Origin of the sequence: Aureibaculum luteum, assembly GCF_003449015.1 — a bacterium.
Lineage (GTDB): Bacteria > Bacteroidota > Bacteroidia > Flavobacteriales > Flavobacteriaceae > Aureibaculum > Aureibaculum luteum.
Genome location: NZ_QRGD01000007.1, coordinates 139,641 through 152,845 on the forward strand (window position 1 = coordinate 139,641; position 13,205 = coordinate 152,845).

The following is a 13,205-nucleotide window of genomic DNA, read 5'->3' on the forward strand; positions in this document are numbered from 1 at the left end:
TACTTAATTTAAGCTGATAAAATTTGTTCTAATATTTTTTGCGTTATCGCATAGGTGGGTCTAACGCCAGTTGTGCCCAAACCACCAGAGGCAAGAGTGCCACCAGTTTCTAGAGGGTTGTCTGAAGCATAATACGCATATCTAACTTTTACATTTTCTGATATGTTTCCTCTGATTTTTGAAGCTGATTGTATAGCTTTTTGATAATGTGCACCTTCCATTTCTAATCCAATGGCTCTCCAAGTAGAATTATGGAAAAATTCTAATAGATCTCTATTTTGTAAAGAGGTTCCCAGTACGGTAACCATAGAGCCTTCATAAACATTAAGACCAAAACCTTCTAAATCTTCTTTTTTAAGTTCGTTTGTAAATGGGTAGTTATCCGCGGTACCTTCAAAAATATGAGCAGAAGGAATCATAATATCACCTTTACCACCTTGTAAAATACCTGCTTTACCCATTATTGAAACAGATTCCACATTTAAATGGTGCGTTTTTTCCTTTTTGCAAATGAATGGTTTTAACAATTCGTCTAAGGTTTCAAATGCTTGTTCTCCAAAGGCATAATCCATTACTATGATAATTGGCTTTTTTTCTTCGGATAATTCTTTTGAAAATGAATATTTAGAACCTTTGAAATTAATTTTTGCAGTATCAATAATTTGAACATTAATATTTGTTCCAGAAGTATCCTTTACATAGATTAAACCGTTCTGAGACGCATGTTCTTTTACTTTTTTTTGTAAAGAAGCGTTTGCTTTTTTACTAAGTAATTCAAATAAAGCGATTCCTTCATTTAATTTAGCCTCTTTAGACAAAATTATTGGAGCGTAAATAGAATTCATTACACTATGCATATTTGCACTGATAATATGAATTGGTCTTTTGATTAAATTATTTTTATCTAAGACTTCTTTTATACTGTTTGCCCACTTATCTCCATAAATATGATGACCAATGCGTTCGCGAAGCGAAGTGCTAAAAACAATTGTCCTTTTTTTGTTTAATAAGGTTTCGTTAAGAGCTAATTTACCCATCCAAAAAATACAATTGAAGAATTTATTTGGGTTTTCTTTTGTTGCAAAATTTTGAGCTATTTGCTTAACCTCTATAAAAGTTCTTCCCAAAATGTTAGCCAAATGGGTAATCAGAACTTCTCTCTCATTATCTGATAATTCTTTATTATTTAATACGACCTCTTCCAAATGCATCCATTCTCTAATGGTTATACCTTCTTCGTCTATTAGTATATTATTTTTTATTTTATGAGATTCTATAAATAGGAAAGTCAAGTGCGTTAATACATCATAAATATCAGAACGCCCTCTCGTAATTTCAATATTCATTTGATCTTTATCGATTCTGTAGCAATTTCTTCGTCTTTTTTCAGGTATAATTGGAGTGTAGTGAGAATCTTTATAGCCTTCGTCTGAAGTTAGATTGATAAATTGACATTCTTCTATCCCTTCTGGTAATCTTTCAATTACATATAATAGTCCATCAAGTTCAGTATTTACATCTGCAATAGAACCGTATATTTCTGGTCTTAAGAGCAGTAAAGATTCTCGTAAGGTTTGCCCAGAAACACCCATGGGTTTGTAAAATCCACGATTGAACAAATGCCGCATAGCGGTATACATACGTTCAATAGCATTAGAAGATTCTTGAGATTTGGTTGGCTTTAAAGTATTCATTCAAATATATATTTGAACAAAGATACCAAAATACTTACTAAAAAATTATTTTAAAAGATTTTGATATTTATTTTCATCATTCAAGATTTGTACGGCTTCAATTATTGCCTTGTCATGAGATGCTTTATGGATATATTCTCCTTTTTTATAATAGTATCGTCTAACAATTTCATTGGTTAATGCGTCTTTTATTTCAGATTCATTTTGTGATAATTCTTTAATTTTTTCACTATTAATTTTTGAAATTAAATTTTGATATTCTTTATTTATACTTTCACTATAACCGTCTTTTTCAGCCGTTTTTAAAGCGTCTGATAATTTATTATCTGTTTCCGTTTTAAAGGCATCTTTATTTTCGGTTAGATAATTAATAAAATCTTGATAATCTGATTCTTTAAGATTAAATGTTTCTGTAGCATCAATACTTTTATTTTTGTTTGTAAAAGTGTTAGCAAACATAAAAATAGCATCAGATTCTAATAATGCATGGGTAGCATTGGTTCTTTCTGTTTTAGATAATTTAATATCAGGTTCAATTCCACCCCCATCATAAACGGTTCTACCATTCGAAGTTTTAAAGGCATTCCGTTTAATTTCTGAAAATTTTGGAATTTCACCATCTTTATTTTTATGAGTATAATCTAATTCTTGAATACATCTTCCGCTAGGCGTATAATATTTTGATATAGTTAATTTTAGCTGTGTTCCATAGGTTAGTTTTCTATAACGTTGCACTAAACCTTTTCCAAAAGAACGTTCACCGATAATAACAGCTCGGTCTAAATCTTGTAAAGAGCCGGCAACAATTTCAGAGGCTGACGCAGAATATCGGTCTATTAAAACGGCAATAGGAATATCTAAATCTATAGGCTCTCTTTTCGTTTTATAAGTATCACTCCACTTTTTTACTTTAGCTTTGGTAGTAACAACTACTTCATTTTTTGGAACAAAAAAGTTCGTTATTTCAACGGCTTCATTTAGTAATCCTCCACCATTTCCTCTAATATCTAAAACCAATTTAGTCATTCCTTGAGATTTCAAATCATCAAAGGCAGCTTTTACACTAGAAGACGCTTTTGTGTTAAACTTAATAAATGAGATATAACCAACTTGGTCATCTAACATTCTGTAGTAAGGAACTGGGTCAAATTCATTGGCCTCTCTGTTTATAGTAGCGATAAAAGTCTTGTCTTGTCTTTTTAACTCTAAACTAACTTTAGAATTAGGATTACCATTAAGCATTGACATGGCATCTATAGCAGGGATTTTACTAAGTGCAAGTTCATTTATTTTTATAATTTGATCACCAGTTTTTAATCCAGCTTTATCTGCTGCAGCATCTTCATAAGCTTCAGCTATAAACAATTTATTATCAATTATTTTTGTACTGGCACCAATTCCACCATTATCTGATGCGGCATTTATTCTTGCTTTTTCTACACCTTGCTCATCATAAAACCGCGTATAAGGGTCTAATTCATTTAACATGTGGTCTATTGCAGCTTCTGTTAATTCGGCAGGATTAGTCTCGTCTATATAGTACATGTTTAGTTCTTTAAACAATGTAGTATAGATTTCTATTTGTTTGGCGACTTCAAAAAAGTCAGATTTATATCCAACCGATACTGTTAAAACAGTAATCAATACAGTAATAATTCCTAGTTGTTTAACTCTCTTCATGCTGGCAAGACTTGATTTTATCAGATAACCTTTTTAATAAAAGTATCAATTTTTCTTCTATTTCAACGTATTTTAACTCGTTTTCGTCTAAATAGGTAAACATAATAATATGCTTTTCTTCAATGCTGCTGTATAAAATATGCTTGTTTTTACGATAAGCCTCTCTCATCAATCGTTTAATTCTGTTTCTATCCACTGCTTTTTTAAACCTACGTTTTGGGGCTGAAAAGGCTACTTTTATTAGGTAATTAGAAGAATGTTCTGATTGTAAATATACCAAACGTAGTGGGAATTTTGATAAGGATTTTCCCTTATCAAATAGTTCTCCAATAAGGATTTTGCTTTTCAGCTTTTCTTCTTTTTTTAATGTAAATTTCAGTTGATTTAGTTTTTGAAATTAATAAATAACTAGATAATTAAAATTTAAGAGCAAACGTATTTAGTTGTTGCTCTTGTTCTCACATTAAGATTTTAACCATTACCTTTAAGGTAGTAATGGTTAAAAGTATATTAATGTTTAAATTATATAAACAAATGTAGTCAATAAACTATTTAGAAAAAAACACAATAAAATGACTTAAATCGTTATTTTTGAATACTAAATATTAAGAAAATGTCACAAGATTTATTTCAAGCCCCAGATTATTACCAATTGGATGATTTATTAACCGATGAACATAAATTGGTTAGAGATGCAGCCAGAGAGTGGGTAAAGCGAGAAGTTTCACCAATAATAGAGGATTATGCTCAAAAAGCGGAATTCCCAACTCAAATTATTAAAGGATTGGCTGAAATAGGTGCTTTTGGACCATATATTCCTGAAGAGTATGGAGGAGCAGGTTTAGACCAAATTTCTTACGGATTAATTATGCAGGAAATAGAGCGTGGTGATTCTGGTGTACGCTCAACGGCATCTGTACAATCTTCTTTAGTTATGTACCCTATTTGGAAATATGGTAACGAAGCTCAATGTCAAAAATATTTACCCAAATTAGCTTCTGGTGAATTTATGGGCTGTTTTGGACTTACAGAACCAGACCATGGATCGAATCCTTCAGGAATGGTGACTAATTTTAAAGATAAAGGAGATCATTATTTACTAAATGGAGCAAAAATGTGGATTTCTAATGCACCATTTGCTGATATTGCAGTAGTTTGGGCTAAGGATGAGTCGGGTAGAATTCACGGGCTTGTTGTAGAACGTGGTATGGAAGGGTTTACAACACCAACAACACATAATAAATGGTCTTTAAGAGCTTCAGCCACCGGAGAATTGATTTTTGATAATGTAAAAGTCCCAAAAGAGAATTTATTACCAAAAAAATCTGGACTTGGAGCACCATTAGGTTGCTTGGATTCCGCTAGATTTGGAATTGCCTGGGGAGCAATTGGAGCGGCAATGGATTGTTACGATACTGCGTTGAGATATTCGAAAGAGCGTATGCAATTTGGTAAACCTATTGGAGCATTTCAATTGCAACAGAAAAAGTTGGCTGAAATGATTACCGAAATTACAAAAGCTCAATTATTGGCTTGGCGGTTAGGCGTTTTACGTAATGAAGGAAAAGCAACCTCAGCACAAATATCGATGGCAAAAAGGAATAACGTTGATATGGCGTTAAAAATAACTAGAGAAGCGAGGCAAATGTTAGGAGGTATGGGAATAACAGGTGAATACTCTATTATGAGGCATATGATGAATTTAGAATCTGTAATTACTTATGAAGGTACGCATGATATCCATTTGTTAATTACAGGGCTAGATGTAACAGGATTGAATGCCTTTAAATAAAATATTTTATATTTACATATGCGATATATTTTAATATTTTTAATACTCTTTATTTATTATCCATCAAATGGACAAATCATTATTTCAGAAAAAGGACATCCAGAACATGTTATTGTAGGAGCAATAATTGGTGGAGGTACTTCTTATTTAGTTTATAAGAAAACAAACAGCAAATTAAAAGCTTGGCTAATTGGTGCTGCAACAGCTTCAGTTGTTGGGTATTTAAAGGAGGTTGTTGATCCTAAATGGTTCAATGGTACAAGAAGTAAAAAAGACTTTCAATATAGTGTGCTAGGTGGAATAATTGGTGCTAGTATAATTATTCCTTTAAAACGAAGAAAACCAAAAAAAACTCCAAATATTGATGCGGCTTTTAATCAACAAAATTCAGCTTACGATCAATTGAATAATTAAATATTTAAAGATGTGTTATTCGTACATTTCCTTATAATAATCTTTATAAGCACCAGATGTAACATTGTTCAACCATTGTTCGTTTTCTAAATACCAATCAATGGTTTTAGACAAGCCTTCTTCAAAAGTTACAGAAGGTTTCCAACCTAATTCTTTATTAAGTTTTGTAGCATCGATAGCATAACGTTTATCGTGACCCGCTCTATCTTTTACAAAAGTGATTAATTTTGCTGAAGTTCCCTCAGGTTGATTTAATTTTATATCCATTTGCTCACACAATACCTTAATTAAGTTCAGGTTTGTCCACTCGTTAAATCCACCAATATTATAAGTATCGGCAAGTTTACCCTTATGAAATATTAAATCGATTGCTTTGGCATGGTCTTCAACAAAAAGCCAATCTCTTGTGTAATTTCCATCACCGTAAACTGGTAAATTTTTACCAGTTCTGATGTTGTGGATAAATAATGGAATTAATTTTTCTGGAAATTGATTTGCACCATAATTATTAGAACAGTTACTTATTACAAAAGGTAATTTATAGGTGTTTCCAAATGATCGAACTACATGGTCAGATGCTGCTTTAGAAGCAGCATAAGGTGATTGAGGGTCATAAGATGTGGTTTCAGTAAACAATCCTGTTTTACCTAAGGAACCGTATACTTCATCTGTGGAAACATGATAGAATAATTTATCTTCGAAATTGTCTTTCCATAAATCGCGAAATGCATTTAATAAATTAGCAGTTCCCAACACATTGGTTTCAATAAAATCATTGGGATTGGTAATGGATCTATCGACATGACTTTCAGCAGCCAAGTGAATTACCCCATCAAATTTATGCTCTTGAAATAGATTATTAATAAAGTCTATATCTTTAATGTTTCCTTTGACAAAAGAATAATTTGAAGCATCAGAAATATCTGCGATATTTTCTAAATTCCCTGCATAGGTTAATGCATCTAAATTATAAATATGATACTTAGGATAATTAGTAACGAATAGTCTAACAACGTGAGCTCCAATAAATCCAGCTCCTCCAGTAATTAATATGTTTTTCATGTCTATGTTATTCCGACGAAAATAAGATTTTTTTTATTTCAAGGTCTCTTGCCAATTCCAAGCAGATGCCAATGCATCTTCTAAGCTGAGTTCAGCTTTCCATTTCAGCTCATTTTGAGCATAAGTGGTATCCGCATAAGCTTCTGTAATGTCACCTTCACGGCGATCAACAATTTTATAGTTTAATTTTTTATTTGTAGCCTTTTCAAAAGCCTTTATAACATCTAAAACTGAACTACCTTTGCCTGTACCAATATTAAAGACCTCAAAATTTGATTTATTATCACCTTTCAATAATCTTTTCATAGCTACCGTATGGGCTTTTGCTAAATCAACAACATGAATATAATCACGCACTGCGGTACCATCTGGTGTTGGGTAATCGCCACCAAATATGGAAAGTTCTTTCCTCATTCCAGCTGCTGTTTGTGTTACATAAGGAATTAAGTTTTGTGGTACTCCAATAGGTAGCTCTCCTATTTTAGTCGTTTTATGAGCTCCAATAGGATTAAAATAACGTAACGCAATGGCATTTAAATCAGAAACCTTAGAAGCATCAGAAATAATTTCTTCTCCAATCTGTTTAGTGTTCCCGTAAGGAGATTCCGCAGTTTTGAATGGAGCACTTTCGGTAATAGGCATAGTGTCAGCTTGACCATAAACGGTACATGAAGAACTAAAAATAAAGTTATTCACCTTATTGACAGTCATTTCTTCCAACAAATAAATTAATGTTGAAATATTGTTGTGATAATATTTCAAAGGTTTTTCAACACTTTCACCAACCGCTTTGGAGGCTGCGAAATGAATAACACCTAGTATGTCCTTATGCTTCTTAAAAAATTCCTGAATGGAAGGCTTGTTCTTTAAATCTAATTCTTCAAATAAAGGCTTTTTACCTGTAATTGAAATTATCTTATCCAAAACATCAATTGTGGTATTAGATAGGTCGTCAATTATAACAACTTCATAACCTTCGTTTTGTAGTTCAACAACAGTATGTGAACCTATAAAACCAAGACCTCCGGTAACTAATATTTTGCTCATAAGTAGCTATTGTAATTTTACAATTTTTCTTCCAACTGACTCATAATGAAATCCATTGTGCTTCATGGCATCTAAATCAAACATATTTCTACCGTCAAAAATGATAGGGTTTTTTAAAAGTCTTTTAATTTTTTCAAAACTTGGTTGTGTAAATTCGCTCCACTCGGTACAAATTAACAAACAGTCCGCATCTTCTAAAATATCGTAGGCATTTTTTCCAAATTGGATTTTATCACCATAAATACGTTCGATATTTGGCATGGCTTCAGGATCATATGCTGTAATTTTAACATCTTGTAATAACAATTCGTTAATTACATCAATAGCCGGTGCTTCCCTTACATCATCTGTATTGGGTTTAAATGCTAATCCCCATATGGCAACTTTTTTACCTTTTAAATTTTTATTAAAATAACGAGATACTTTAGGAACTAAAGATTTTTTTTGTTGGACGTTAACATCCAAAACTGATTTTAAAATTTTAAAATCGTAATTGGCTTCATCACTAGATTTTACTAAAGCATTTACATCTTTCGGAAAACAAGAACCTCCGTAACCTATACCGGGGTATAAAAAGCGGTTTCCTATTCTCGAATCTGAGCCCATACCAATTCTTACCATATCAACATCTGAACCTATGATTTCACAGAGATTTGCAACCTCATTCATAAAGGTGATTTTAGTCGCTAAAAAACAATTCGAAGCATATTTTGTAAGTTCAGACGAACGTTCATCCATAAAGATGATAGGTCGTTTTGTGCTAATGAAAGGCTTATACAATTTTGATAAAATAGATTTAGCCTTTTTACTTTTTGAACCAATAATTATACGCTCAGGTTCCATAAAATCTTTTACAGCATAACCTTCACGCAAAAATTCAGGATTTGAAACGACGTCAAACGCTACATTAGTATGACTCGAAATTATATCTTTAACAATATCAGATGTACCTACAGGCACCGTACTTTTATTAATGATTACTTTATAACCTTTTATCATTTTACCCAAATCATGGGCAACACCTTTAACATAAGATAAATCAGCAGATCCATCTTCGTCTTGCGGCGTAGGTAATGCTAAAAATATAACTGATGAATTTTGAATTGCTTCCTTTAAATTAGTGGTAAAGTGTAATCTATCCCCTTCAATATTTTTATTAAAAAGTTCTTCTAAATTGGGTTCATAAATAGGTATTATACCATTTTTCATGGCCTTTACCTTGTCTTCATCAATATCAACACAAGTAACATTGTTACCCATATCTGCTAGACAAGTTCCTGTCACTAAACCTACATACCCTGTACCTATTACAGTTAAATTCATAATTATTTATTTATAAAATTCAATATCGTTTTAGCAATAAAATCTTGCTGCTCATGTTCTAACTCTGTATGCATTGGTAAGGAAATAACCGATTTTATCAATTCATTTGTAACTGGAAAATCTGCTTCATTATAACGCTTATCAGCATATGCTTTTTGACTGTGTAAAGGCACTGGATAATAAATAGCACATGGTATGTTATTATCTAATAAATGCTGGTGTAATGCATTTCTATCAACGTCAACTACCCTTAAGGTATACTGATGGAAAACATGACAATTACAGGTGTCGCAAATCTCATTGCCATTTTTATTGCAGTTGTAAGTCACTGAAGGAGTAATAATATTTTTAGAAGCTTTAAAGGCATTATTGTAATATTTAGCAGCATTTCTTCTAGCATTACAATAGGCATCTAAATGTGGTAATTTGGCACTGAGTACAACCGCTTGAATACCATCTAAACGGGAATTTACACCTACTTCATCGTGATAATATCGTTGGTACATTCCATGATTTACAATACCGCGTAATTTATGAGCTAAATCGTCATCATTTGTAAAAATAGCACCACCATCACCATAACAACCTAAATTTTTAGAAGGAAAAAATGAAGTGGTTCCTACGTTTCCAATGGTTCCTGCTTTCTGTTTTGTACCATTAGCAAAAGTATAGTCTGCACCAATCGCTTGAGCATTATCTTCAATAACATATAAGTTATGTTCTTGAGCGACTTCTAAAATTGCTTCCATATTTGCACATTGTCCAAATAAATGTACAGGTACAATAGCCTTAGTTTTTGGAGTTATCGCTTTTTTAAGAGCTTCAATATCTATATTAAATGTATCTGCTTCAACATCAACTAACACAGGTGTTAATTTTAATAATGCAATAACTTCAACAGTTGCAGCAAAAGTAAAATCTGCTGTAATTACCTCATCTCCTTGCTCAAGGCCTAAACCCATCATGGCAATTTGTAAAGCATCCGTGCCATTGGCACATGGAATTACATGTTTAACGTTGAGGTACTCTTCTAATTCTTGTTGAAATTGTTTTACTTCGGGTCCATTGATAAAAGAAGTATTATCAATTACTTTTTGAATAGAAGTATCTATTTGCCCTTTAATTCTTTTATATTGACTTTTTAAGTCAACCATTTCAATTGGTTTCATTCGTTATGGTTTTTAACAATAAACGCACAAAATTACAAATTATTTAACGCCTAATCTTACAAATTCATATTTTAGCCAAATCTTATGTATTTTTTATATAACATAGCGGTTTACATTGTAGGTTTTTTGCTTAAAATTATTGCAATTTTTAATAAAAAGATTGCTCTTTTTGTTGGAGGCAGAAAGGATGTTTTTGTTCAATTAAAAAAGAATTTTGGCTCTGAGGCTAATGTTATATGGTTTCATTGTGCTTCATTGGGAGAATTTGAACAAGGAAGGCCAATCATTGAAAAAATAAAAAGACAAACTACAAATTCAGAATCACAATTTTTTGGATCTAAAATATTAGTAACTTTTTTTTCGCCATCAGGGTATGAGATTAGAAAAAATTATGAAGTAGCTGACGTAGTTACTTATTTACCTTTAGATACAAAAAATAATGCGAAAAGGTTTGTAGAAATTGTAGACCCTATGATAGCAGTATTTGTAAAATATGAGTTTTGGCCAAATTTATTAAAAGAACTTAGAAAAAAGCAGATAAAGACTATTTTGGTTTCGGGAATTTTTAGAGAAAATCAATCTTTTTTTAAAGGTTATGGAGGATGGATGCGAAAATCGCTACAGACTTTTGATCACTTTTTCGTACAGAACAATGAATCCGTAAAATTATTAAATAAAATAGGGTTCAACAATACAACGCTTTCTGGAGATACAAGGTTTGATAGAGTTTATGAAATTACGAAGCAAGAAATTGACCTTAGTTTTGCTGAAAAATTTAAAAATAATAAAACAACTTTAGTGGCCGGTAGTACTTGGCCTAAAGATGAAGCATTGCTGGTTAATTTTATTAATAATAAATCAAAACAGAATCAAAAGTTTATCATTGCACCGCATAATATCAATACTCAAGGAATTGATAAATTAAAACAAAGCATAAACAAAAAAGTACTATTGTATTCAGAAATTGAGAATAAAGATTTAAGTGAATTTCAGGTATTAATTATTGACACAATTGGAATTCTAACTAAGATTTATAATTATAGCGATATTGCTTATGTTGGAGGTGGATTTGGAACTGGAATTCATAATGTATTAGAACCAGCGACTTTCGGAGTACCAATAATTATTGGGCCAAATTATCATAAATTTAATGAAGCCAAAGATTTGCTTCAACTTGAAGCTTGTCTATCTATTCAAAATGCGGAAGAGCTTGATGCTGCATTAACTTTATTATTTAGCGATGACGATTTTCGTAAAAATAAAGGTAATATTGCCAAAGGGTATATTTTGAACAATATAGGTTCTACCCAAAAAATTATGAATTACATCAATAACTAATTTTCTGAACATCATGATTAAAGAAAAATTAACATCTTATTTTAATGTAGTTTTTGAGGAGGCACTTGTTGACGAAATCATAAAGGTTGGTGTTTATAAAAAAGTTAGAGAAAATGAACTATTATTAGATTTAGGTGATAAATTTGATAAGATTCCATTAATACTTTCAGGTGCAATAAAAATTAGTCACGAAGATACTAAGGGAGATGAAATAGTATTGTATTACTTAGAACATGGCGATACATGTACCATTACTTTTGGCAGTGGATTGCACGGTGCAAAAAGTGAGATTAGAGGTGTGGCAGAAATGGATTCTGAAATTATATTCATACCTGTTGAAAAAATGGATGAATGGTTAGCCAAATATAAATCTTGGAGAACTTTTGTAATTGATAGTTACAATACACGTCTATCAGAAATGATTGAAGCTATAGATACGTTGGCTTTTAAGAAAATGGACGAGCGTTTGTTCAAATACTTAACTGATAAGGTAAAAATAATGAGAAGCACAACCTTGACAACAACGCATCAAGAGATTGCTCAAGATTTAAACACATCACGGGTTGTTATTTCTAGATTGTTAAAACAACTTGAAAACGAACAAAAAATTAAACTATTTAGGAATAAAATAGAAGTTCTTGAATATTAAAATATAATTATGATTGAATTCTTTTTACAACCTTGGCCTTGGTATGTCGCAGGTCCATTGATTACTTTGGTTATGTTCTTACTCTTTTATTTTGGTAAAACATTTGGAGTGTCTTCAAATTTAGAAACGATATGTGCTATTGGTGGAGCTGGTAAATTCAATAGTTATTTTAAACTTGATTGGAGAAAAAATACGTGGAACTTAATTTTTGTTTTTGGAGCAATTATAGGCGGTTTTATATCATATCAATGGCTTACTCCAAACGAGGTTATTGCTTTAAATCCTCAAACGATTCAGGATTTGTCAGAGATAGGTATTAAAAATGCCGGACAATCTTATTTACCAGCTGAAATTTTTTCATTAGATGCATTATTTTCTTTAAAAGGAATTTTAGTTTTATTGCTGGGTGGATTTTTAGTTGGATTCGGTACACGTTATGCAGGTGGTTGCACATCGGGTCATGCTATTGTTGGGCTAAGCAATTTAGAAATTCCATCATTAATTGCAGTTATTGGGTTTTTCGTAGGAGGATTAATAATGACATGGGTATTTATTCCGATAATATTTTAGAAGATGAAATTTATAAAATTTTTTATAGTAGGTATTTTATTTGGTATTATACTAAGCAAAGCAGAAGTTATCTCTTGGTTTAGAATTTATGAAATGTTTAAGTTTCAATCCTTTCATATGTACGGCGTTATTGGTTCTGCTGTAGTCTTAGGTATTCTTATTATTCAGTTATTCAAAAAAGGTATTTTAAAAAATAAGGATGGTGAACAAATTATTATACCGCCTAAAAAGAATGCTTTTAAAGCTAATTTGTTTGGTGGTATTATTTTCGGTTTAGGCTGGGCTTTAGTTGGTGCTTGTCCTGGACCTATGTTTATTTTATTGGGTCGGGGAGTATTGGCAATTCTCATTATTGTATTTGGAGCTTTGTTAGGTGCTTTTGTATATCACGGAGTTAAAAAGTGGATGCCAAACTAGGCAATGTTTTCTTTCTTATCTTTACCAATAATTCTATTTTAAAATTATAA

At 31.6% G+C, this 13,205-nt stretch carries 13 protein-coding genes; 6 read left to right on the forward strand and 7 right to left on the reverse strand.

What is annotated here, in order from left to right; all coding sequences use genetic code 11:
• Positions 1–8 precede the first annotated feature (8 nt).
• Genes D3P13_RS15815 through rnpA form a run of 3 tightly spaced genes read right to left on the reverse strand, consistent with a single transcriptional unit; the run spans position 9 to position 3,753 of the window.
• A complete protein-coding gene (locus D3P13_RS15815; RefSeq protein WP_117883846.1) occupies positions 9–1,694 on the reverse strand; it encodes a DUF6909 family protein in 1,686 nt (561 codons plus the stop codon).
• A gap of 45 nt (positions 1,695–1,739) precedes the next feature.
• Entirely contained in the window at positions 1,740–3,374 is a 1,635-nt protein-coding gene (locus D3P13_RS15820; protein WP_117883847.1) for a S41 family peptidase, read from the reverse strand.
• Entirely contained in the window at positions 3,361–3,753 is a 393-nt protein-coding gene (gene rnpA / locus D3P13_RS15825) for a ribonuclease P protein component (RefSeq protein WP_117883848.1), read from the reverse strand. The genes D3P13_RS15820 and rnpA overlap by 14 nt, the downstream gene beginning before the upstream one ends.
• A 234-nt stretch (positions 3,754–3,987) precedes the next feature.
• Here rnpA and D3P13_RS15830 point away from each other — a divergent pair, with 234 nt between their 5' ends.
• Complete coding sequence (locus D3P13_RS15830; RefSeq protein ID WP_117883849.1) at positions 3,988–5,166, forward strand: acyl-CoA dehydrogenase family protein; 1,179 nt, start codon at positions 3,988–3,990, stop codon at positions 5,164–5,166.
• Positions 5,167–5,184: 18 nt separating this feature from the next.
• On the forward strand, positions 5,185–5,580 hold the full coding sequence (locus D3P13_RS15835) for a hypothetical protein (protein WP_117883850.1): 396 nt from the start codon (positions 5,185–5,187) through the stop codon (positions 5,578–5,580).
• 15 nt (positions 5,581–5,595) lie between these two features.
• Here the strand turns inward: D3P13_RS15835 and rfbB are convergent, their stop codons facing one another.
• Genes rfbB through D3P13_RS15855 form a run of 4 tightly spaced genes read right to left on the reverse strand, consistent with a single transcriptional unit; the run spans position 5,596 to position 10,181 of the window.
• Positions 5,596–6,642 carry a dTDP-glucose 4,6-dehydratase gene (gene rfbB, locus D3P13_RS15840; protein WP_117883851.1) on the reverse strand — a complete coding sequence of 349 codons (1,047 nt, stop codon included), beginning with the start codon at positions 6,640–6,642 and terminating at the stop codon, positions 5,596–5,598.
• 33 nt (positions 6,643–6,675) lie between these two features.
• Positions 6,676–7,689: a UDP-glucose 4-epimerase GalE gene (gene galE / locus D3P13_RS15845; protein ID WP_117883852.1), complete on the reverse strand. Its 1,014-nt coding sequence runs from the start codon at positions 7,687–7,689 to the stop codon at positions 6,676–6,678.
• A gap of 6 nt (positions 7,690–7,695) precedes the next feature.
• Positions 7,696–9,012 (reverse strand): UDP-glucose dehydrogenase family protein, encoded by a 1,317-nt coding sequence (locus D3P13_RS15850; RefSeq protein ID WP_117883853.1) that lies wholly within the window; start codon positions 9,010–9,012, stop codon positions 7,696–7,698.
• 2 nt (positions 9,013–9,014) lie between these two features.
• Positions 9,015–10,181: a DegT/DnrJ/EryC1/StrS family aminotransferase gene (locus tag D3P13_RS15855; RefSeq protein WP_117883854.1), complete on the reverse strand. Its 1,167-nt coding sequence runs from the start codon at positions 10,179–10,181 to the stop codon at positions 9,015–9,017.
• A gap of 84 nt (positions 10,182–10,265) precedes the next feature.
• Here D3P13_RS15855 and D3P13_RS15860 point away from each other — a divergent pair, with 84 nt between their 5' ends.
• From D3P13_RS15860 to D3P13_RS15875, 4 genes are read left to right on the forward strand one after another with little or no spacing between them, the layout of a single operon-like run.
• Positions 10,266–11,519: a 3-deoxy-D-manno-octulosonic acid transferase gene (locus D3P13_RS15860; RefSeq protein WP_117883855.1), complete on the forward strand. Its 1,254-nt coding sequence runs from the start codon at positions 10,266–10,268 to the stop codon at positions 11,517–11,519.
• Positions 11,520–11,532: 13 nt separating this feature from the next.
• Positions 11,533–12,168, forward strand: a complete 636-nt coding sequence (locus tag D3P13_RS15865; protein ID WP_117883856.1) for a Crp/Fnr family transcriptional regulator — start codon at positions 11,533–11,535, stop codon at positions 12,166–12,168.
• 12 nt (positions 12,169–12,180) lie between these two features.
• On the forward strand, positions 12,181–12,738 hold the full coding sequence (locus D3P13_RS15870) for a YeeE/YedE family protein (protein WP_117883984.1): 558 nt from the start codon (positions 12,181–12,183) through the stop codon (positions 12,736–12,738).
• A gap of 3 nt (positions 12,739–12,741) precedes the next feature.
• Positions 12,742–13,155, forward strand: a complete 414-nt coding sequence (locus tag D3P13_RS15875) for a DUF6691 family protein (RefSeq protein WP_117883857.1) — start codon at positions 12,742–12,744, stop codon at positions 13,153–13,155.
• Positions 13,156–13,205 lie beyond the last annotated feature (50 nt).